Source organism: Paenibacillus sp. FSL K6-1122 (assembly GCF_037977015.1).
GTDB lineage: Bacteria > Bacillota > Bacilli > Paenibacillales > Paenibacillaceae > Paenibacillus > Paenibacillus amylolyticus.
This window is the reverse complement of record NZ_CP150272.1, coordinates 1,452,663-1,475,400: the sequence shown is the minus strand read 5'-3', so window position 1 is coordinate 1,475,400 and position 22,738 is coordinate 1,452,663. Positions and strand designations below refer to the sequence as shown.

At 45.9% G+C, this 22,738-nt stretch carries 22 protein-coding genes; 9 read left to right on the top strand and 13 right to left on the bottom strand.

The genetic code is table 11. From position 1 onward, the window contains the following. Window positions 1-277: 277 nt before the first annotated feature. Window positions 278-2,224 (bottom strand): FAD-dependent oxidoreductase, encoded by a 1,947-nt coding sequence (locus tag NSQ20_RS06445; protein ID WP_245837997.1) that lies wholly within the window; start codon window positions 2,222-2,224, stop codon window positions 278-280. A gap of 435 nt (window positions 2,225-2,659) precedes the next feature. Here NSQ20_RS06445 and NSQ20_RS06440 point away from each other — a divergent pair, with 435 nt between their 5' ends. Next, window positions 2,660-3,331 carry a 3'-5' exonuclease gene (locus NSQ20_RS06440; protein ID WP_017690193.1) on the top strand — a complete coding sequence of 224 codons (672 nt, stop codon included), beginning with the start codon at window positions 2,660-2,662 and terminating at the stop codon, window positions 3,329-3,331. 57 nt (window positions 3,332-3,388) lie between these two features. Here NSQ20_RS06440 and NSQ20_RS06435 read toward each other — a convergent pair whose 3' ends face one another. From NSQ20_RS06435 to NSQ20_RS06425, 3 genes are all read right to left on the bottom strand, one after another. Next, complete coding sequence (locus NSQ20_RS06435) at window positions 3,389-4,360, bottom strand: WYL domain-containing protein (RefSeq protein WP_036669185.1); 972 nt, start codon at window positions 4,358-4,360, stop codon at window positions 3,389-3,391. A 151-nt stretch (window positions 4,361-4,511) separates the two neighbouring features. Beyond that, window positions 4,512-5,216, bottom strand: a complete 705-nt coding sequence (locus NSQ20_RS06430; RefSeq protein WP_017690195.1) for a hypothetical protein — start codon at window positions 5,214-5,216, stop codon at window positions 4,512-4,514. Window positions 5,217-5,423: 207 nt separating this feature from the next. Next, window positions 5,424-5,591 (bottom strand): hypothetical protein, encoded by a 168-nt coding sequence (locus NSQ20_RS06425; protein ID WP_200868507.1) that lies wholly within the window; start codon window positions 5,589-5,591, stop codon window positions 5,424-5,426. A 331-nt stretch (window positions 5,592-5,922) separates the two neighbouring features. Between NSQ20_RS06425 and NSQ20_RS06420 the strand changes: the two genes are divergently transcribed. From NSQ20_RS06420 to queF, 6 genes are all read left to right on the top strand, one after another. Next, window positions 5,923-6,378: a hypothetical protein gene (locus NSQ20_RS06420; RefSeq protein WP_340032133.1), complete on the top strand. Its 456-nt coding sequence runs from the start codon at window positions 5,923-5,925 to the stop codon at window positions 6,376-6,378. An 18-nt stretch (window positions 6,379-6,396) separates the two neighbouring features. Further along, the gene (locus NSQ20_RS06415; protein ID WP_036668803.1) at window positions 6,397-7,101 is read left to right on the top strand and encodes an AIM24 family protein; all 705 of its coding nucleotides are present in this window, start codon (window positions 6,397-6,399) and stop codon (window positions 7,099-7,101) included. 386 nt (window positions 7,102-7,487) lie between these two features. After that, on the top strand, window positions 7,488-8,168 hold the full coding sequence (gene queC / locus NSQ20_RS06410) for a 7-cyano-7-deazaguanine synthase QueC (RefSeq protein WP_076251714.1): 681 nt from the start codon (window positions 7,488-7,490) through the stop codon (window positions 8,166-8,168). Then, window positions 8,165-8,656 carry a 6-carboxytetrahydropterin synthase QueD gene (gene queD, locus NSQ20_RS06405; RefSeq protein ID WP_036611465.1) on the top strand — a complete coding sequence of 164 codons (492 nt, stop codon included), beginning with the start codon at window positions 8,165-8,167 and terminating at the stop codon, window positions 8,654-8,656. Before queC ends, queD begins: the two co-directional genes overlap by 4 nt. Beyond that, the gene (queE, locus tag NSQ20_RS06400; protein WP_340032132.1) at window positions 8,649-9,422 is read left to right on the top strand and encodes a 7-carboxy-7-deazaguanine synthase QueE; all 774 of its coding nucleotides are present in this window, start codon (window positions 8,649-8,651) and stop codon (window positions 9,420-9,422) included. Before queD ends, queE begins: the two co-directional genes overlap by 8 nt. A gap of 147 nt (window positions 9,423-9,569) precedes the next feature. Further along, window positions 9,570-10,061: a preQ(1) synthase gene (gene queF / locus NSQ20_RS06395; protein ID WP_036668798.1), complete on the top strand. Its 492-nt coding sequence runs from the start codon at window positions 9,570-9,572 to the stop codon at window positions 10,059-10,061. A 138-nt stretch (window positions 10,062-10,199) separates the two neighbouring features. Here the strand turns inward: queF and NSQ20_RS06390 are convergent, their stop codons facing one another. Further along, the gene (locus NSQ20_RS06390; RefSeq protein WP_101314161.1) at window positions 10,200-10,412 is read right to left on the bottom strand and encodes a hypothetical protein; all 213 of its coding nucleotides are present in this window, start codon (window positions 10,410-10,412) and stop codon (window positions 10,200-10,202) included. A gap of 254 nt (window positions 10,413-10,666) precedes the next feature. Here NSQ20_RS06390 and NSQ20_RS06385 point away from each other — a divergent pair, with 254 nt between their 5' ends. After that, the gene (locus NSQ20_RS06385; protein WP_036668794.1) at window positions 10,667-11,941 is read left to right on the top strand and encodes an MFS transporter; all 1,275 of its coding nucleotides are present in this window, start codon (window positions 10,667-10,669) and stop codon (window positions 11,939-11,941) included. A gap of 429 nt (window positions 11,942-12,370) precedes the next feature. On the opposite strand, the gene NSQ20_RS06380 is transcribed toward NSQ20_RS06385, so the two are convergent. From NSQ20_RS06380 to NSQ20_RS06345, 8 genes are all read right to left on the bottom strand, one after another. Beyond that, window positions 12,371-12,859 carry a YbaK/EbsC family protein gene (locus NSQ20_RS06380; protein ID WP_340032131.1) on the bottom strand — a complete coding sequence of 163 codons (489 nt, stop codon included), beginning with the start codon at window positions 12,857-12,859 and terminating at the stop codon, window positions 12,371-12,373. 58 nt (window positions 12,860-12,917) lie between these two features. Further along, a complete protein-coding gene (locus tag NSQ20_RS06375; protein ID WP_282319150.1) occupies window positions 12,918-13,763 on the bottom strand; it encodes an EcsC family protein in 846 nt (281 codons plus the stop codon). Between the two features lie 193 nt (window positions 13,764-13,956). Further along, entirely contained in the window at window positions 13,957-14,937 is a 981-nt protein-coding gene (locus tag NSQ20_RS06370) for a family 43 glycosylhydrolase (RefSeq protein WP_340032130.1), read from the bottom strand. Window positions 14,938-15,501: 564 nt separating this feature from the next. Beyond that, window positions 15,502-16,923 (bottom strand): arabinan endo-1,5-alpha-L-arabinosidase, encoded by a 1,422-nt coding sequence (locus NSQ20_RS06365; RefSeq protein ID WP_340033002.1) that lies wholly within the window; start codon window positions 16,921-16,923, stop codon window positions 15,502-15,504. Window positions 16,924-16,979: 56 nt separating this feature from the next. Further along, complete coding sequence (locus tag NSQ20_RS06360; protein ID WP_036611483.1) at window positions 16,980-17,822, bottom strand: carbohydrate ABC transporter permease; 843 nt, start codon at window positions 17,820-17,822, stop codon at window positions 16,980-16,982. 26 nt (window positions 17,823-17,848) lie between these two features. Next, window positions 17,849-18,739: a sugar ABC transporter permease gene (locus tag NSQ20_RS06355; protein ID WP_036611613.1), complete on the bottom strand. Its 891-nt coding sequence runs from the start codon at window positions 18,737-18,739 to the stop codon at window positions 17,849-17,851. Between the two features lie 157 nt (window positions 18,740-18,896). Beyond that, window positions 18,897-20,237: a sugar ABC transporter substrate-binding protein gene (locus NSQ20_RS06350; protein ID WP_340032129.1), complete on the bottom strand. Its 1,341-nt coding sequence runs from the start codon at window positions 20,235-20,237 to the stop codon at window positions 18,897-18,899. A gap of 132 nt (window positions 20,238-20,369) precedes the next feature. Beyond that, a complete protein-coding gene (locus NSQ20_RS06345) occupies window positions 20,370-21,281 on the bottom strand; it encodes a glycoside hydrolase family 43 protein (protein WP_051154000.1) in 912 nt (303 codons plus the stop codon). Window positions 21,282-21,678: 397 nt separating this feature from the next. On the opposite strand from NSQ20_RS06345, the gene NSQ20_RS06340 reads away from it, so the two are divergent. Next, complete coding sequence (locus NSQ20_RS06340; protein WP_036668788.1) at window positions 21,679-22,596, top strand: winged helix-turn-helix transcriptional regulator; 918 nt, start codon at window positions 21,679-21,681, stop codon at window positions 22,594-22,596. Window positions 22,597-22,738 lie beyond the last annotated feature (142 nt).

Sequence of the window (22,738 nt, the reverse complement as noted above, 5' to 3'; positions counted from 1 at the left end):
ACCACCCTTATTTAACTGCAAATTAATCCGTTCGCAACCTATGCGATCTGTAACATGCAGTCCTACGGGGCATAACGGGCCCTGCCGGCGGAGGTTGCAACCCTGTATGGGCATTCTCTTCCGCAGCTCGCGAGGTAGGAATTTATGAAGCAGCTACAGGAACCTTGCACCACACTGTTCCCTCTCTGTTGAAGCTGGCTTGCACAATCATGTCCTCGTTATAACGCTGTTATCATTTTTGACCACATTAGTTCATTTACAAGTAATTGTCAACCAATTAGTCGAATACAACTCCAGAATAATACTCCACTACATCACGAATGAGCATAAACGCATCCCCATTGGTAAGATTGTTCTTGTCAGCAATGCCAGCAAGCGTGTCGGCACTTATAAAGTTTTGTGTTTGCAAATGAGCAAGTGCCTGTTCAAGTGAAGTTTCCGTTTCTGAAGATCCCATTGCCAGACATAACATATACGTAGCCTGATCCAACGTTAAAGGTAGGGTTACGGCATTCTCCATATTTGCTAGAGCTTGGTCAGCACTACCTGTGTAGGCTTCTGGAAACATCGCTTGCATTCTTTTCAATTTACTTAAAAATCGTTCTGGATTCATTCCTTTATCCAGTTCCCAACCATCGTTATTATAATTGCCTGAAGTCATATACATACTCGCTGCAGCCAGCAATCCCTTGTAATCCTTATGCTCCATATAATCAGGCTGTTCGAAACGATGTACTTTCAGATCCATCCCCTGATTCTCCAGCATCTTACGTAGTTCAGATGCTCGCTCTTCGGAAGTTGAGAGTTCGCGGAAGGACTCCTTATGGATATATGCCAGCTTGACCGCCGCTCCTGCTGCTTCTCCCTCTGCCATTCCCAGTGGGACAACTCTTGCACTACCGTGTGGGATTGTATCAAAACTTGCTGCACGTCCAACGACGAGCAAACCATCAACCTTTAGCGGTACAAGCGAGCGAAAAGGTACACCATATTGAATCGGACTCAACATAATCGTGCCGGGATTTCCAACACTCGTGCTCTGAATATCAATATCGTATGAGCCGTATCCAATAGCATCCCAATGATCACGATTTTCCATGACATCAGCTAATGTTAATCGGTACTCGCCATAGATATGACGTGATTCTCTCACGTAAAGCTCGTCTGCTGTTCCAGCATATTTTAGCCCTGCAAATTCATCATAATTTTTCTTCAGAAAATCAACAATTAGTGGGGCTTCTTTACGCCCGATTTCCAGACCTTTTTTCACAGATATCGGATCTAACGGATCTACCCCAAAGATTTGCATCGTATTAATCAAGATTGTATCATCATTTTGTCTTCCGATATTCAGACTTCGAATCTTAATATGTTGTGGATTGGAGGATTCATATTTTCTAGCATCACCGTACCCCCAAGCACTCATCTTATCAACCCCGGTTCCCTCTCTTTCCCTAAACTTTTGCCATACCTCATCAGTAACACCGCTTAACTTGAATACAAGCGTAGAGACCATTTTGGATTTACCATCTCCAATATCTTGTCTACCTATGGAGTATGGAACTCCTGCAGCGGCTGCAATATCCGCATCTTGCGTTGCATCAATGATGGAGCGGGTTGCAATCTGAACAGTTGTTCCATCTTCTTTAGTTATGCTCATACCCGTTATTGTCGTGTGATCTCCCGTAGATTGTTCAGTAAGGGGGACTAATTCCTTAACATTCATCAACAGGTCAATATTAGGTTCAGAACGAACCATCCGATAGAAAATGTTAGCCGCTGTGTTGGTATCAAATGAACTACCCTCGATCTGGTCAAACCATTCCTGGAAGATACCTTTGTTCAAAAAGTCAGGCTGCCGCAAACTACTCAATAACTGCGGTTGTTCAGGGGAATAATTTAGATCCAGTGTATTAAGGCCTCCCTCGGTCAACAATCCTCCCAACATGTTGCGATCTCTTGCTTCTACCAGCAATACACGCATCCCATTACGAGCAGCTGATAAGGCAGCAGTAATACCTTCCGGATCCGTTCCGGCTACAATAACGTTATAGGAATCTTTCAGGTTTAGTGTAGATTGCACGTCCTCCAAAGGCTGCCATACATAATTATTATTAAATTTATAATTCTTGTTCCAAATATAGAATGCACCATATGCAGCGCTCATTAAAACAATAAACACACTGGCTATAATTGCTGTTATTTTCAATTTTCTACTAATCAAAGAAACAAACCTCCATATGTACTTTAAATTCAATAATACTAACTCGTGAAGTAGTTTTCCTATGTTATACCAACAACCGACTAACTTTTTCTCCTTTCCTACATGAGTATGCTATAAATAATAAAAAACTCCCCAACACTTCAAACCGTGTTAGGAAGTTCTGATAATAAGACGTAAAATTCTACTTTTATGTTGCCATAAATACAAACAAAACATAGGAAAGTCCCTAACTTTCCTCATTATAACGACCACTTTTGGCGAAGTAAAGACTTACCAAAACCGGAAATGCATTAGAAAGATCATTAAACACTCAGACTGTCCGTTCATCCTGACTACAATGAATTCTCTGGCGATGGCTGACATGGCAGCACGTTCCCTGTAATATAGAGAAATAGAAATCTATCACAGGTATTAATCGATAAAGGAGTTTGTCCTATGCCATATATCATATATGATCTTGAATTCACGGTAAGCCGCAATACTCGCTATTCTTCTGAAATTATTGATATCGGTGCCGTCAAAGTTACGGAAAGTGCGGATGGATTGGTCGTAACGGATACGTTCCATACGTATGTTCGTCCTTCCAATAAGTCTGTTCTTTCCACTGACACGATTCAGTTTACAGGTATCACACAGAAAGATATTGATGCAGCCCCTCTTTTTCCGGCAGCACTGAATCAATTCATCGCCTGGATGGGAAGTGACCCCTATTACATGTGTTCCTGGGGACCCGATGACCGCAGCAAACTGATCTCTCATTGTCGCACCCATCAACTTGATGTGGCCTGGATCACCAATCATAACGATCTCCAGCAACAATGGTCCCGCACCGTTCGTAAAGAAGGCAAGTTCCGTCAACTCGGACTCGCTCAGGCTCTTGAAATCTGCGGAATTGAATTTGATGGTACCCAGCATCGTGCCTTGGATGATGCCATCAATACAGCCAAGGTGTTTATGCATCAATTTGACCGTTTCACTCTGGAAAACAACTGTGCAGCCGATGATGAGGGCATTACATCCAAGGTTGTTTATTCCAGCTCCACAGAAGATGAAGAGAAAGAATCTCCATTTGGCAATCTGGCAAGCCTTTTCAAAACCAAAGAGTAACCGTCCACAGCACAGTACTTAATCGTGTTTTGGCTTAGGATAGGTGGCATTCTAATCTCAACTTTTATTGTACATTTGTTGCCAATAGTTTAGACGTTCTTTCATCTTGATGCGGCAGATCTCCGGTTCGAGAATTTCCGCATCAGGTCCATATTTAGATATCCATACAAGAAATTCGTCAACATCACTTAATATGGCTTCAAATAACAGGCTACCTTCCGGTTCAATGGTTAGGATGGGTCGTAAAAAAAATTGCTCCTGCATCACACGCTCCACAGCATGGGGTGCAAATCGAATTTTGAACGCAGTCCACTCCGTACTTCCCTCGTATGCCCAAGGAATGCGGAAGTGCGATTGCATCAGATAATCCTCTTTGCGAAACGTGCGTGGCAATATTCGTATCTTTTGTAGCCGGCTCACCTGAAATATTCGAAGCTTCTCCGACAGGTGACAATACCCTAACAGCTCAAATCTGTATTCACGAGGGATAAGACAGTAAGGATCTATACGTACGATCCCTTTTTTACCTTGAGACAGATACTCCCCTTCAATGGTGTTCTGTGAAATGCCAGCCTGAAGCAGGGTAATCATGGATTGATTCTGCGAATCGTTGTTTTCATTTTGCCATGCTGGCAATCCCGCTTTGAACAATCCACTAATTTGCTCCGACCATTCCACTCGTTCTGTTTTGTTTTTCTGACTCGCAGCAACCACTTTCTCATAAGCGCTCTCAAAAGCAGGTTTCAGCAAAGGACGAATATTCTCCATAACTTCAGCAAGATGCATGAAGGCTTGGGCTTCTTCATCAGACCAATTTAGCGGATACATGGCAAATTGGCTGATAAACATGTACCCTTGCCCGTGTCCCATATTGGCGATCGGGATATGCATTGCACTGAGGGCCTCCATGTCGCGGTATATCGTCCTTTCCGTCGTCTCGCATCGCTGGGCGAGCTCACGTGCCAGTATGCCTGGCTTCGCCTGCACCAGCGTTATAATGCGCATTAATCGGATTAGTCGGTCTGTCATTTTGCCGGACCCTCCACGATGTTGTTTCAATAAATTTGATACAACTCCATCCATTGTTTAATATGATATTGATACATACATTCGACCTTCTCCTAAACTTCACCTTCAAATATGTAGACTCTCTCTATACCGTTAACATCTGAAATCAACCCTATTCCCCTAATATCTTTTTTTCACGATCATGATATCCTGTTGTAAACGTGATCTCATAGTGATAACGCAACTTTTCAACGATCTCGGCTTCCGCGTAATAGTCCAGATCTTGCTTCCGCGCAGCTTCAATTAACAAGGCATCAGCATGACGACGTAACATATTACTTCCCTCTTGAACCCGGCCTCTTTCGTAGGCGCGCAGGGCTTGTTTGATCAAGGGTACCGTTTCACTTAATTTGATCGTCTTCTCCACCTTGGGATCTTCTGGCTGTCGCAGCATGCCCAGATGACTGGTGTACTGAATATACAACTGTTCTCTTCGTAACAATACACGTTGACTTTGCTTCAACTTCCTTGTGCTCCAGTAGGCTGAACATACGGCAGCTTTTCCTGATACACGGGGTCCCATGACGAATTCAAGCAAAATTTGTTTACTTTCTCCCTTGTACATATCCCCAAGCCTCAATAACCAGCCAATATCCGTTTCTTTGGAACGACATCCATAAATGCCTTTTAGCTGTACTCCATATTCCGGTTTGAGCAAAAGTTCCAAATCTCTTGATACAATTTTGGGTGCTATTTTCCTAAGTCTTTTGGCAGGGGCACCGTTACGCCACTCTACCATCATATATACGGGGTCGGCTCCCCCTGTCGGTATGGCCTCTTTATTCCACGAATAAGATACTTCAAAGACTGAGTTCACTGGTAGTCTCTCCCCCGATTTATGTGTATTATCTTCTAAGTTATCAGGGTGAATGGACACTATATTGTCACGGAACACATGTTCTCATTAAATTTTTCCAATATAATAGTTTTATATCCCTAAATCCGTCTCAATACGACAATAAACGACGAAAAAGCCTGGCATTATGCCAAGCTTATCAATCACTTATCTATGACAAGTCCCAAATTAAACAGTAGGATGATCGATTCCCATTTTGTGTAAATATTGTACACCATCTACTTCGTTTACCGGTGCATAGGTGACACTGTCAATGACCAGCTTACGCCCTACTGGCTCTCCATTAACAGTGATCATAATCGTTTTGGTTGATGTGTTCTGATCTGCTGTATACATAATGTTTCTACTCCTTCATGTTCACGATCTTATATTCAATCGGATATATTGGTATAGTTCATTAAATTGCGCATTTGTGAATAGCATGCACCCGGAACTGAAGTAAAAGATCTGTAAAACGGTCCGGTATGCTTGCCTATCGTTCTATTACCCCGCAGATTTGTAAGCTAAACAGCCCTGTTCCTAAATAATTTTATATATTTCGGGTAATAAAACGATATCATCTTGAACCCATCGTCCCGGTTTTGACGTATAATGTAAGAGCCGTATTTCAACAATAGACGACGAATTCGGCGATTGATCTATCTAACCGAAGAAAGAGGTGTTAACGATGCCAAAATCCATTCAGGGTTATTTCATTCGGGTGTTATTCACCACATGCATTCTATTTACCGTTTCGATCGCTTCGACAGTAAGTGCAGCCAGTGCCAATATTTTTACGGATATATACAGCGGATGGGAGCGAGTCTCCGAACTGCCCGGAGAAGTGAACGCTCTGCAGGAAAGTTATAAGCAAACGATGGAGCAATTAAATCAAACGTCTGCTCAGTTGGGACAAGCCCAAGCCAATGTCGAAGCATTTAAGACCCAGAACGAACAACTGCTGGCTCAGAACCAAAAACTCACTGAAATGGTAAGTAAATTACAAGACGACCAGAATGCCAAAGCAACTACCACCAAACGAATTCAGACGACGATCATCACTGTCGTTTCTCTCATATTGGGTTACTTTGTTCTGATTCGTGTGATGCGCTGGGGAATGCGTCGCCGTTCCGGCCGAGTATAAAAGAACAGGAGCAACTGCATGAACATACACCTGAACAATGCTGAAGCAGGCGGAGCAGGACAAGTCGTCACATTTTCACTGATTAAAGATGACCGCCTTCATATTTTGCATCCGCAGCAGATTGTGGCCTTCCGCGGTCCAAGTGGGAGTCGCAATGATAAATTCATGAATATCACGGGCATATATCGCAAAAAAAAGCTGATTAAATCTGAAATCACCGGACCTTGCCAATTTGTGGCTGCCCTGCCTCCCGGATTCACTATGAAGGAAGTGGAGCTCACGGAGGACAGTGATCTGCTCTATGACTTCCGCCACCTGTTCTTCTACTCTGATGGTGTAACCATGCATACCAAAATTCAGAAAATCAAAAACATGCTGATCACCCGTGATGCAGTGAAAATGAAATTTTCCGGCAAAGGCAAAATCGGATTGCTCACTCAAGGTCAGGTCTGCCAACAGGAACTTCACCCAACAGCGCCGCTCTATGTGGATGCTGGTAGCATTATTGCCTATCCCGAAAATGCACATCTGGAACTCACCGTATATGGTAACAACCTTGCCAGTCAGCATATGAATTATCATTGGAAGATGACAGGGCATGGATCTGTACTCTTTCAGGCGGGACGTGAGAATCACCGCTTGGAACAGGATCTTAACGATGAGGGGCTGTTCAAACGAATTCTGAAAGAAGTGATCCCTTTCGGCAATGTATTGATCAAATAAACTGATCAAATAAGCTGTTAGTTGATGGAGCCGACCAATTAGCTGCCACTATGCTCCAGTGGGGTGGTCACCACACCGTTTCATGTTATAATGGTTCAGACAATTGAAGAAGAAAATCCATGCCTGTGGCATGGGAGAGGTTCGCGAACTCCCTCTATAAGACTTGACCATGTGATGGTCAGTATAAGTCTTGCGTACACGTTGAGGTCACCATGCAATCATGTACGTAAAAAACTAAGGACACTTACTCTTGCCTGCTTTTTTGAAGCGGTTATCGAGAAGGTGTGTTTTTTGATGGATGCCAGTTCATGAACTTCTCTGTTCTTCCGACACTCTATGCCTATGTGCATGGTTTGATCTCAAGAAGATAGAGAGGTTTTTTTATGTTGAACGAAGAAAAAGCAGTCGTTGTATTCAGCGGCGGTCAGGATAGTACCACGTGTCTGTTCTGGGCAAAACAACAGTTTGCCGAAGTAGAGGTCGTTACGTTTGATTATGGTCAGCGCCACAAGTTAGAGATTGAATGTGCAACAGAGATCGCTCGTGATCTGGGGGTACAGCAAACGGTACTCGATATGAGCCTGTTAAATCAGCTTGCCCCCAATGCGCTCACTCGCACGGATGTGGAGATTACGCATGAAGAAGGCGAACTGCCGAGTACATTTGTAGATGGACGGAATCTGCTGTTCCTCAGTTTTGCGGCCATTATGGCCAAGCAAAAAGGAGCTCGTCACCTGGTTACAGGTGTATGCGAGACGGATTTCAGCGGATACCCGGATTGCCGGGATTCATTTGTGAAGTCGATGAATGTGACGCTTAACCTGTCCATGGACTATCCATTTGTCATTCATACCCCGCTCATGTGGCTGGACAAAGCCCAAACGTGGAAGATGGCCGATGACCTTGGTGCTTTTGATTATGTCCGTGAGCGTACTCTGACCTGTTATAACGGCGTGATCGGCGATGGATGCGGAGATTGCCCCGCTTGCAAACTGCGCAAAGCCGGACTGGATCGCTATGTACAGCAACGTACTGCTGCTGAATCGGCGGGAGTGGATGTACGATGAGAGAGCCTGGAACATTCCGTATTGTAGAGCATCTGCAACGCATCGGAGAAGATATTCTGCCCACCCAGCTGCGCTACCACCGCAAACGTGTGCTTGTAAGCAAAGAATTCACCTTTGACGCAGCACATCACCTGCATTGTTATGAAGGCAAGTGCAAGAACCTGCACGGTCATACGTATAAAGTTATTTTTGGCATCAGCGGTTATCCGGGTGAAACCGGGCTGACAGTTGATTTTGGACATATCAAAGATATATGGAAAACTCAAATTGAGGGATATCTGGATCATCAGTACCTTAACGAGACACTTCCTTTAATGAATACAACAGCCGAGAATATGGTCGTTTGGCTGTTCGAACAGATGGAACATGCGCTCCAGACGGAACCCTATGCCGGGCTGACCGATGGTGGGCGGACAGAGTTTGTCCGACTCTTCGAGACACCAACCAGTTACGCGGAAGCGAGACGGGAGTGGATGATCGATGAGTAGTGTGACACAGCAGGTGAATGAGAAGGGATCTCGTAAAGAGGCTCGTATTCCCGTGATGGAGATTTTTGGTCCGACGGTTCAAGGCGAAGGCATGGTCATCGGACAAAAAACGATGTTTGTTCGTACCGCCGGCTGCGATTATCGCTGCTCCTGGTGCGACTCGGCCTTTACCTGGGACGGCAGTGGCAAGGACCTGATTCGAATGATTACGCCAGAGGATGTATGGGAAGAATTGCGCCGCGTTGGCGGCACCCGTTTCTCCCATGTTACTATCTCTGGCGGTAATCCCGCCCTGCTCGCTTCGCTGGGCGGGTTGGTTGCCCTGCTGCGGGAGAACGGCATCCGCACTGCGGTGGAGACACAGGGCTCCCGCTGGCAGCCTTGGCTGGCGAACATTGACGAAGTCACCGTCTCGCCCAAGCCACCGAGCTCCGGCATGGACACCGATTGGGCCGTGCTGGATGATCTGATCGAACGGCTGGCCGTTGGCCCGGTAGAACGAAGTCACAGTCTGAAGATCGTGATCTTCGATGAGACAGACCTGGACTATGCCCGCCGTGTGCATGCACGGTATCCGGGCACGGATCTATTTTTACAAACCGGGAACCTGGATGTGACTTCCGCTGAAACGCCAGATCTGGTGTCCTCACTGCTTGCTCGTTATGAGTGGCTGATTGACCAAGTCAGTGCCTCCGATGACCTGAACAACGTTCGTGTGCTTCCACAGCTTCATACGTTGGTATGGGGCAACAAACGCGGCGTGTGATGGGCAGGATAGGTGGAATGGGCGGCTAATGTAGGATGAGGACGAAATGTCCTCAGACAATGAAGAGAATTATACAGGCAAAATTGCCTATTTATATATACCGCGAGGCTTCGGGCTTTGACGGAAACAAGGAGCGTTTAATAACCAATGAGACAACCTGATGAGATGCAAGATGTGACGTTGCTGGGCAACCAGAACGTTAAATATACGTTTGAATATGATCCCGGAATCTTGGAAAACTTTGACAACAAACATCCGTACCGCGATTATTTTGTGAAATTCAACTGCCCGGAGTTCACTAGTCTGTGCCCGATTACGGGTCAGCCGGACTTTGCAACGATCTATATCAGCTACATTCCGGATGTGAAAATGGTCGAGAGTAAATCACTCAAGCTGTACCTGTTCAGCTTCCGTAACCATGGTGATTTCCACGAGGATTGTGTGAATATCATCATGAACGACCTGATCAAGCTGATGGACCCCCGCTACATCGAAGTATGGGGCAAATTCACACCGCGCGGCGGTATCTCCATTGACCCGTATACGAACTATGGTAAGCCGGGAACAAAGTACGAGCAGATGGCCGACCATCGTATGATGAATCATGATATGTATCCGGAAACGATTGATAATCGTTAATTCGTCAGGTTCATCCATTCTGTATAAAATAGAATCATAGAATGCCAAAAGCCGAACTCTTCAAATCTGAAGAAGTTCGGCTTTTTAGTATAAACCTTTAGAAACTCAGTCTCTCGATGCAGTGGGATCGCAGCGCATTCAAGTAGATTGATCATTCTTCAGTTTTTTGACTTTTTTGATGTAATGTCGCAACATCAGCACACCAATTGACTGACAAATGATAAATATGACGATAGCAACAGACAAAGATGCTGGGGCAACATATATAGCCTGAAACGTTATTACAACCATATACAAAATAGTCATCACCAACTCACGTTTGGCGGATTCATAAGGTGATAAGGATTTCATATCCATCCCTCCTCCATCCTTATTACACATAAATATAGGTCTTCTTACAGTAGATGCTAAAGTAATACGTTTATTTTGTAAATGTAATGCTATTAAAAAAACACCTCGGAAATAGAGTTCAATTCATCAACGTTTTCCCTTGTTCCCCTTGTCGGTCCAATCAATCTATCCTATTATGTAACAATATGCTTACACGCATATATTACAACATCAGGCGCTGATCCCTCGTGACCGCGACCAAAGGAGAATTGTACATGTCTACTCAATCCACTTTAACCAAGGACGCCACAGCGCGTTCGAAAGCCCCACCCGGATCGGATGCCCAAAGCACCGTTTACCGGATACTCATTGCCATCAGTTTGGTTCATCTCTTCAATGATTCGATCCAGTCGGTTATTCCAGCCATTTTTCCGATTCTAAAAGATTCCATGCATCTCACGTATACTCAGATCGGATGGATCTCATTTGCTATTAACTTTACCGCATCCATTATGCAGCCTGTCGTAGGCTGGTTTGCTGATAAAAAACCGACACCATCTATCCTGCCCATTGGCATGGGTTTTACATTTACCGGCATGTTGCTGTTGGCCTTCGCCGACAGTTATATGGCTGTCCTGATCTCCGTTATCTTTGTCGGTCTGGGTTCCGCCGCTTTCCATCCGGAAGGTTCACGGGTATCCCATATGGCTGCTGGTCAACGCCGTGGACTGGCACAGTCCATCTTCCAAGTTGGTGGTAACGCCGGACAGTCCCTTGCCCCATTGCTTACACGCTGGATCTTTATCCCGTTTGGACTGTTCGGTGCCATTGGATTTACAGGCATTGCTGCCATGGGGATTGCAGTTCAGATCTACATCGCCCGTTGGTATGGACGTATGCTGCAATCGGGAGGATATCTGCGTAGACAGGCTGCTGCCCGTCGTGCACCCAATCCTGCTTTGCGCAAAAAGATTACTGCCGCCATTACGCTATTGATCTTGCTCGTCTTTGTTCGTTCCTGGTATATCGCTTCCATTGGCAGCTTCTATGCGTTTAATCTGAAAGATACTTTTGGATTGTCCACAGAGGACGCGCAGATCTATATCTTCTTGTTCCTGGCTGCTGGAGCACTTGGCACGTTCTTCGGAGGCCCCTTGGCGGACCGATTCGGCAAACGTAACCTGATCTTCCTGTCCATGGCTGGAGCTGCTCCACTGGCTCTGTTGCTGCCCTATGCGAATCTGTTCTGGACAGGCGTACTGCTAACCATTATTGGTTTTATCATGTTATCCAGCTTCTCGGTTACTGTTGTATACGCGCAAATGCTGATTCCAGGCAAAATCGGAACGGTTTCTGGTCTAATTACTGGTCTGGCATTTGGTATGGGAGGCCTGGGCGCACTCGTGCTGGGGAACTGGATTGACGTCTTCGGCGTATCACCGGTAATGCAGATGTGCAGCTTCCTACCCCTGCTCGGGATTTTCACATTCCTGCTTCCATCCGATAAATTACTGAATATCTGGGCGAAAGAAAACGGTAGTGAAGAGTAAAAAATACATCAACAGGTGTCCACTTTTTATTCTATATTAGATCCAATCCTTACGTGGCAACATTCAGCATTGCCCTTATAAGATGTTATGTTGCGCTAACGAACCTGACAGCACTTATTTGAACGAATACTGCTGGTTTCGCAATCTAAAGAATCTGAGCAACGCTATTCCTGAGAATAAGGCCGAAAACCTTGGAATGTGCGTGTGAAATGCAGAAATAATGTGTCTGAGATTCTTTAAAAATTGGGATTAGTAAAATATCGCCGAATAACGTCTGCTGAGTTCGTTAGATTTCACTTTAGTCACCTACATTAGCAGTCTAAATAAAAAGTCTAGCCATAACAAAAAGGGTTCCCACCAACTCTGTAATCACAGAGCGGTAGGAACCCTTTTGTTATATATGTTTTTCTCGTATTTAGCTTCAACCGTTTATTCCACGTCACACATGACAACGCTGCTACCTTGAGCTGTAATCAGTTCCTTCACATCTTCAAATTCAAGAAATACCGTTGCCGTATTTTCCATGGGATGAATTCCAATTTTCTGACCATCTAAATCCTTGTCAAAAACTACGGTCACGTTTTTCTGAATATTATTGAGAACCCCCATAGGGTTGACGTGCCCTTTTTCCAATCCGAGTAACTCCAACAAATCCTTTTCACTGGCGAAACTTAATTTGCGACTAGGTATCTTTTCGCTTAAACTTCTCAAATCAACGGACTTCGTTCCAGCAATCGTCACCAGGTAATAGTTGCGCTTCTTGTCATCACGCAGAAACAGATTTTTAACGATACGTTCTGTATGTGGAATCTGATAAGAGAATATTTCCTCCATCGTGTATACTGCGGGATGTTCAATACTCTCATAAACGATATTATTGCGATCTAAAAGATCATAGAAACCCTGTTTGTTTAACATATCCAATTCATCTCTTTCAATATAAATATTCTTCTATAATATAACTTCTTCTGTAAGATTACTTCAAACGCTGAAGGATCAGCCGTTTTTTGTACAACATTTTGCCTGCTTCGGCTACATCCCGAATTGTATTTTTGTTGCTCACCGAACCAAAAACCATGCCTGCAATCGGCACAAGTTGGAACAGCTTCTTCCAGCCAAAAGATTCACTGTAGGAGTTAAACACTTCCCGCCACCCCTGCATCTGCGATACCACTTCAATGGGTTTGTCGGGATCATCATAAGCGGCCAGTTCTTCAATGATCGCTTTCTTACCTACAATATCAGCGGAAGAGAATTGCAGACATTTGACAATGAAGATGCGCTCCAGCGGTTCATCCGGATCATAACCATAACATAGAGCCATCTCTTGCAGTACCTTCAGAGAAAGCCCCATCACCATCGGAATATCTGCTGCTATGGTTACAATGCCACCAAACCCTGTAGCTGCTCCCTGAGCCGCGGCAAACTTGGTTCGACTCTCTGTGATGTTATCGGCCACCCGGTCCAGCACCTGAAGTGGCAGATTCTCTACACTATGAATCTTTGCTGTCCCCTCCGCTTCAGATTCCTGCTCCAGACGATAGGTCGTGTCCATCATGGAATAACCTGACCTCTCAGCTTCCTCTTGCAGCAGCTTGGCTACTTTTTTCTTCTGTACGAGGAACTTGCCCCCATTCTGCACATACTGACCCACGTCGTTCAGGGAATCTCCGATCTTCTGTTTCAGCGCTTTAGGCATCACTTTATCCAACATCGCAAAGGGCAAACGCCCGATTTTATCCCAAATAAACAAGTCTTTCTGTTGTTTCTCCCATTTCAAAATCTGTTCAAGTTCCTTGTCCAACGTCTCGCGTGAATCCATATGTGATCCTCCTAATAGGTTCTGCATCGTAATCTGTATCTCTCTCATACGCAGAGATCGTCGTTGTGGTTGCTTTGTTTTGTGTCCAGGACACTTATGTTCAGGCCACTCTATCTTATCGTTCACACACAGAAGAGCCCTTAATCAGCATCACTCGCTAACTAAGGGCTCTCATATAAGGTTTCACTACCTCTTATTTTGCTTCTGCTACTGCGCTGCCATCTGGGACCGGAACACCGAAATCAGGTGTGCCATCTTCACGCCAATGAATCACTTGAGCACGGGCATGGCGGTTCGGATCATACAAGGGATCACCCTCGATGTCTTTGTAATTACGCGCATGATAAATCAGAATATCGGTCTTGCCATCCGGTGACACCGTAAAGCTGTTATGGCCCGGACCGTATTGGCCGTTCGCTTCACAAGTCTGGAATACCGGCTCGGGTGATTTCACCCAGCTGGCCGGATCAAGCAAGTCGGCATTTTCATCTGCAGTGAGCAGACCCATACAATAATTGTAATCAGTCGCGCTGGCCGAGTAGCCAATGAACAAACGCCCATTCCGATGCATCACGGCTGCTCCTTCATTGACCTTAAAGCCGATGATCTCCCAATCATACTCTGGCGTAGAGATCATAACCTGTTCGCCGCGTAGCGTCCATGGGTTCTCCATTTCGGCAATGTACAGGTTGGAGTTGCCCACAATATCGGGATCTTTCTGTGCCCAGACCAGATAGCGGATTCCCTTATGTTCAAAGGTCGTTGCATCCAGCGCAAATGATTCCCACCGGGTGTGAATCTGCCCTTTCTCTACCCACTCTCCTTCGAGTGGATTCGCGGAATCGTTCTCCAGGACATACATCCGATGATCGAACAGACCTTCGTTAGTCTCACTGGTGTGAGCGGCAGCGTAGTGTATGTACCATTTGCCATCGATAAAATGAATCTCCGGTGCCCAAATGTTGGCACTCATTGGCCCTGTGTCACGCTTCGTCCAAGCCGTTACCAGCTCAGCATCTCTTAACTCTTCCAACGTCTCTGCTCTTCGGATTTCAATCCGGTCAAAGGCTGGCACGGAAGCGGAGAAATAATAGTAACCGTCTGTATGACGGTACACCCACGGATCAGCACGCTGCTCCAGGATGGGATTAGTAAATGTAATGGAATCAGTCATGGGAATGCTCCCCTTTCAAATGTTGTTTGGCTCGAAGTTTGGGGATGTAACCCAATTGCGAAAAAGCGAAAACCCTTTTGGGGTGGTGCACAGCGGACGTTCGAGGGTGGTAGGGCCTTGGTGCTCTCTTGTCCTCCGATTTCTCTTTCCACCACTCTTGGCGGTTAAAATCGGATGCCAAACTCGCTCCTGCGGCTCCTTCCTCCCCCTCACTGCTTGTGCACCCTCGGAGCGGTAGCTCGCTCTCACCGCGCTCGCCGGGTTACAACCTCACTTCGAGCCTTTTTTGTTGGCTCGATCTTATGGGGTCGACCGCTTCGCAGGGTCAACTCTCCCCATGTAATGCTGGGCTGGCCGCAGAGCTATAGGCCAGCTTTGTCATGCACAGCGGACGTTCGGGGGTGGCAGGGCCTTGGTGCTCTCTTGTCCTCCGATTTCTTTTCCCCACCGCTCTTGACGGTTGAAATCGGATGCCAAACTCGCTCCTGCGGCTTCTTCCTCCCCCTCACTGCTTGTGCACCTTGGCGCAGCAGCTCGCTCTTACCGCGCTCGCTGCTCGCCCCCTTACTCCTCCGCTGCGCTGATCTGCTTGCCCCAGACCGCTACACCGCGGTCATTGAGGCCTGTTACCACCAACGCGGGCTGGCTTCGCTCCCAGTCCCAGGACGGGAGCAGCTTCAGCTCTTCCGTGGAGGCTCCGCCCCATGGGCTTTCTTTCCACTTCAACGTCAGTGTTTGTTTGTCATCAAAGGTCCAGGTCCCTGAACCTTTTTCACTTTTAATCTTACCTTTGCTTGTTAGGGTATAAGGCACGGCTTGAATCTGCCCGTCTACGGACGGATCAAGCGCCATGCCTTCCCACTCCCCGGCAATCATGGACTTCGGAATGTCCTGTGCTGTCTCACCGGCGTAACGTTCAGGTGAAACCACAGGCCAGCCATCCTTCGTCCATAACATTTTGCGTACATGCAGATATGGCCAGTTTTTATCCGTCTCGCCCCGTGCATGATGCACGATGTAATAATCGTCTCCGTCCTTCAGAACGGAGTTATGTCCAGGCGCAACCCAGCCCTCGCCTTCTGTGAAACGATAACCGCCGAGAATTTTGGTGCCGATCTCATATTGCGGCAGATAATCTGTATCCAGCATGTTATTGCCGTTTATGTCTGTGTACGGTCCTGTGATCGAATCAGCACGCGCAACCCGCACGTTATAATCTTCGAATAAGGAATCATAGGAGACGAATAGATAATACTTTTTGAACTCCGGGTTATACACAATGTATGGACCTTCCACTGCACCCTCTTCAGTTGCACGATCACGAGCGGCAATGCGAGTACCATAACCCTCGTCCTTGAATTTCCCGGTGTCGGGATCAAGTGGCGCAATATAGATGCCGTCAAAGAACGAACCGTATACCATCCACGAATTGCCCTCGGCATCCACAATGGGATTGGCATCAATGGCATTTAATTTGTCTTGTTCATTCGCAGAGGTTTTCACAACGAGTCCTTCATCTGTCCATGGACCTTCGGGAGATGAGGATGTCTGAAGACCAATAGCCGACTGTGTACTGCCAAAAGAAGAAGCCGAATAATACATCCGATAGGTATCACCAGCCTGGACCACATCCGGTGCCCACAGATTGACCGCACCTGTCCAGTCCAGCGCTTCTTGCGGAATACCCGGGAGAGCTTGACCTACCCACTTCCAGTGGATCAGATCATCTGATTTGCGTACCATGACGCCGGGTTTCGCTTCTCCTGCTACACGAACGTCTGTGGAATAGACGTAGTATCCCTGGTCTGTTTTGATAATGGCCGGATCATGCGCATTGTTCACCGTCCAGCGTGATTCATCATCCAAAATGGAAGTGTCATACAACTGAGTATCTTGAGGAGCTTCAGGAAAGACGGGACGGGACACCGTTTCTCCTGCTCCTTCTCCGGAACAACCCGCAGCTCCAACAACCAACAATAACAACATGGAAGCAACCACTCCTTTTCCTGAATTCGACCACCGTCGGAATTTCTTCCGCTGGTTCATCCCTTCACTCCCGAAATTGCAACCGACTCAATAATCTGTTTCTGGAAGATCAGGAAGATGATTAATACAGGTAACAGAGCCACAATTGACGCCGCCATAATAAGCGGATAATCGGTTTGAATCGCATACGTGGCATTAAAGTTTGCTATAACGAGCTGTAACGTCTGCTTCTCCGGTGAATTCAGATAAATAATAGGTGCCAGATAATCGTTCCAGATGCCCATGAACCAGAGAATCAGCTGTGCAGCAATCGCCGGTTTGATGAGCGGAAACGTAATACTGGAGTACAGCCGGAAGTAGGAACTTCCATCGATTTTGGCCGCCTCAATAATTGCATCAGGTACACTAAGCAGGTACTGGCGCAGGAAAAAGATCATGATTACGTTACCGAACAGGCCAGGAACAATCAGTGGCAACAGCGTATCCACCCAGCCCAGCTTTGCAAACATGATGAATTGCGGGATCATGACTGTTGGATAAGGAATCATCATGGATGCCAGCAACGCGAGAAACAGTTTATTTTTGTGTGGGAATCTTAATTTGGCAAAAGCAAAGGCAGCGATACTGGACGTAAACGTACCCACCACCGTTACACTCACCGCAACGATGAGGCTGTTTTTGATCCCGCTGAGTAGGGGACCGGCTTCCCAGATTTCTTTATACTTACCAAATTGGAATACTTCAGGTATCCACACAGGCGGAAGCGCGAACACATCCTGCTTCTCCTTCAATGAAGTGGACAACATCCAGATCAGTGGTGCAATCATCGCAATCGCCCCAATCGCGAGTACGATAAAGATGATCGAGTTTGTTAATTTCCTCTTTTGACTGTAAGACATCTCCGGTTCACTCCTTTCCTTGACAATCAATCCCCATCATAGGCTGATTTTTCGTTCATTTTGAATTGCACCAGGGTAATGACAAAAATGAAAATACCAAGAATCATGGCCATTGCTGAGGCATAACCCATCTGCAAGTTACTGAAGGCTTTCTGCCAGATGTAGAAAACGATTGATGCCGAAGAGTATTCAGGACCACCCGTAGGTGTCATAATGTTCATCTCGGTGAAGATCTGGGAACCGCCAATGATATTTGTAACAATGAGGAAAAAGGTAACTGGCTTCACCATAGGCCAGGTGATATTGCGGAAGATTTGGAACCCGTTCGCTCCATCCAGCTCAGCCGCCTCGTAGTATGTACGTGATACACTTTGCAGTGCTGCCAGGTACAACAACATCGTGTATCCCAAGCCTTTCCACACCGTCATAATAATCAAAGCCGGTTTAACCGTGTCTTTGTTCGCTAGCCAGTTAGGACCTTTAATCCCAAACAGGTCAAGGAACTGGTTCACCAGACCGTAATCCCCGTTGTACGCCCAGTTCCACATGATGGACACCGCAGCGAGGGAAGAAATAACCGGAATGTAATAGATCACACGGAATGTCGTCGTGCCGGGAATTTTACGATTCAGACCCATTGCCAGCAATAATGCGAGCAACAAACCAATTGGAATACCAAGCATCAGGAAGAATGTATTAAACATCGCTTTGTAAAAGAGGTCATCCGTGAGCAAATCCTTGAAGTTGGCCAAACCGATAAAGTTCATCTGTCCCAGTCCGTCCCAATCCGTAAAGGAACCATAAAGGGAGTAGAGGAACGGGAACATGACAAAGATCAGCAATCCAAGAATCGGAGGTAAAATAAACAGATATCCGTACAGCATCTCTTTGCGATACAAACTCGATTTCGTAATCACGGCGTTCACCCCTGTTTCTAGTATCAGCATGTGGCATTCTTCGATTGAACCTTGTCGATCAACGAATGCCACATGCCCGTATGGAATCCAATAAGTTCCAATACGAATGATGCCAGTAGCATGATTGCAGGCTGCCGGCATCACCCTTTCCTATCTACTATTTCTGAGATTTCTTTTCTTGTTCAACCGCTTTGTCGAGCAGTTTTTGCATTTTCGGTTGTTGCTGCTTCACATAGTCTGCGGCTGTAATCTTGCCATCCAATACCGGCTGGATGTCCGTGAAGAACAGGTCATACCATTCCGCATTGTACGTGTAGTTACCTGGCAGAGCCCGGCCGTAATCTTCAACAATATCAATGAATTCCTGTTTGTTGGCTGGTTTCGTGGATGTATCACTGGCCCACTCGTCTGCCATATCAAGCAAGTTCGGAATTTGTACCTTGGCATCTACCAGTTGTTGCATGCCTTCCTTCGAAGCCGTAAGGTAGTTCACCAATGCTGCTGCTTCTTCTGGATGTTTCGTTTTGGCAGATACTCCGATTCCCAGAGATCCGATCCACGTTGCCGATTTGCCAGTTGATCCCGCAGGGAATGGCAGCAAATCATAATCGAAAGGTAATTTCTCAAATGTACTCATATCCCATGGACCTACAGGGAAGAAAGCCATTTCACCTTTCATCCAGCGTTGGTACGTATCCAATGTTTGCGCTTCCTCAATGGAAGGTGTAATTTTGTATACGTTCTGCATATCCGCGAAGAATTGCAGTGCTTCAGCGAATTTCGGATCATCAATCGTTACCTTTGTTTTGGTCTCATCCAACCAATCCCCACCGTTGCTCCATACAAAGGATTGCAGGGCCCACTGTACGTTGAATCCAGTACCGTATACATCCGGTTTACCATCTCCATTGGTATCCTTGGTCGCTTGCTGGTTCACCTTGATGAACTCTTCCCATGTGTATGGTTTATCCTTGTCAGGGAGTGGGATGCCCTCTTTTTCAAACAACGTTTTGTTGTAGCCCAGTGCAAATGGCCCCAGATCCTTCGGCATACCGTAGATATCACCTTGACCTGCCATTTGGCCGTCATAACGATACAGGTCCACGCCGTATTTCCAGATATTATCGAGATCAACATCCGGATTGTTTTCAATATACGAAGTGAGGTTCATCAGCACATTGCTGTTCACATACGCTTTCACGTCACCCGGATTGATATAAAATACGTCAGGCAAGCTGTTGCCTGTAATTGCCGCTCTTAGCTTGGTTGCATATTGATCCGCAGCCGTTACGATAATTTTGACTTTCACACCCGGATGATCTTCTTCGAATTTCTTGACCACCGCTTGGTATGCTTTCTGCTCATCAGTACCGCCGCGGAACATAAACGTTAACTCCTTGTCCCCACTTGCACCGCTGCTTCCTCCGCAACCTGCGAGTACCAGCGCACTTACCAGCATAAGAAGCATAAATGTGACCCAACTCTTTTTCTTTACCATCTGAACCCCTCCTGATCTGGACTTGTAACCGTATTCAATTGGATGAAATAAGATTTCTGTTGTTAAATTTATCAAATCCAGATCACTTTAGTCAACACTTTTATAAAACATTTTATATTTATATAAAATAAATCAGTATTTCGGCCAGCCACTCGAGTCCCAAAGCAAGTCATTAATCAGCAATTTAGGATTGCCATTATCCTCTGCATCATAGGCATGTCTTGCGATGACATTGCCGTTGTACACGTCCTGACCACCTGGACCTTTCCACTTCACATTGCCTGTATCCAATATCGTTCCGCCACCATTCAGCATATTAACTCCGTTTTTGTCCACATAAGGGCCTGTTATACTGGTCGAACGTCCATAGACCATTTTGTAGGTACTGTTCACCCCTTGGCAGCAAGAATCGATGGAAGCAAACAGGTAATAGTAGCCGCCACGATATACAATACTTGGTCCTTCAATAGCACCTCCGTTATTCGGGCGCGCAGCAATGGAAGTTATACTTCCCGTCGGTTTCATCGTGTTTTTGTCCAGCTTGACAATCTTCAGGCCACTCCAGAAAGAACCAAAGGCCAGCCATGGATTGCCTGAAGCATCAATGACCAGATTTGGATCAATGGCATTATAATTATTGGCGGTCGTGGTTTGAAGCACCAATCCTTCATCCTTCCATTGCCCTGCCCCAATGCTGTTCGCAGAAGCAAGACCAATCGCAGACCGATTGGAGCCAAAGGTGGAGATTGAATAATAGAGCCATACTTTTCCGTTATACTGCTCTACATCCGGTGCCCATACATCCAATCCGCTTTGTCCCGGAACGGCAGAAGCCCACCAGGATGGCTTACTTAAGAAGATTTGTGGAACACGATACCAGGACGAACCATTATCGGATTTCAATACTTGAATGCCCGGGCCCGTTGAAAAGGTGTACCAGGAACTGCCCTCTTTGATAATCGACGGATCATGAACAGCGGTATCTCCGGTCAGATTCCAGAATGCCGCCAAAGCTTTTGACTGACCTGCCAGCAGTAATACCATCACAAGTAATGCCGGTAACGCCAACCGTTTCCACTTAAACCTCTTCACATTGCTTAACTTTTCCAAACCAAACTCCACCTTTCCTGTTCAAATGGTTAATTAGGTTCATGAAGTATTGAATCAATTTAGGTATAATAGGATTATAAAAGCGGTTACATTACATTTCAATGGTATATTTCAAATATATGTGAACTGATTAACACTTATTTTAACCGGAATAGTGGACAAAAAATAGGTTATATTCTCGTATTTGCGCTATATACAAGGGTTTTGGCTTCTATTTCTCCACCCTTCCCTTCCATGAGGGAATGATTTATAATTATCTGAAATAAAACATATAAATGTGCAAATGTCTGTGTCGAAGACTTTGTTCAGAACGGGGAAAGGAAATCCACCTATGATTTATATTAAAGATCTGATGTCGGGTGTGAATATCTTCAAAGCGCTTAGTTCGGAAATCCGGATTCAGATCATCGAGCTGCTGGCCAAGAACCAAAGTCTTAATCTCAATGATCTAGCAACCAAGCTGGGACTGAGCAATGGTGCTATCACGATGCATATCAAGAAGCTTGAAGAGAGCGGATTGATCGAGATCAACACCGCCGTTGGCAAACATGGAATTCAGAAGATATGTTATCTCAATGAGGAAAAATTGATGGTTGATCTGCGTTCACAAGAGATTAACAATCGTTATGAGGTGGAAATTCAGGTCGGTCATTACAGCGATTATCAGGCAGCACCTACATGTGGTCTCGCTACCCGGGACAGCATTGTTGGAGAGTTCGATGATCCGCGGTACTTTGCTGATCCACTGCGAATTGATGCGGAGATGATCTGGCTGGCTGAAGGTTATCTGGAATATCGGATTCCCAACTATCTCAAGCCTAATCAGTCGTTTAGCGAAATTCAGTTGTCGATGGAACTGGGTTCGGAGGCCCCTGGCTTTTGTGACAATTACCCTTCGGATATTTACTTCTATGTCAATGGGATTGAGATTGGCTGCTGGACAAGTCCGGGGGATTTTGGCAATACACGCGGTACCTTTAATCCGGAATGGTGGCCTCCGCACTTGAATCAGTACGGCATGCTGAAGCTGATCCGGATTACACAGGAAGGCAGCTATATTGACGGATGCCGCATCTCGGACGTAACGCTGGACCAGATTGGGCTGGATTACAAAAGCGATATTCACTTCCGCATTGCCGTTACGGACGAACCTTTGAACAAACGGGGCTTAACGATCTTTGGTAAGAACTTCGGAAACTATGGACAGAATCTGCTCGCTCGGGTTCTCTATAACGTACAAGAAGAGTAGAACCAGCTCTGACTATTCACTTGATATGAAGTTCGACCGATCTGCTAACGTAACTGTTCAACACAACAACAATCATGTGTCTTCGAAAGGGTGCTATCCAGCACTCTTTTTTTGTTTCATCACACCGAAGAACTTGTCCAAT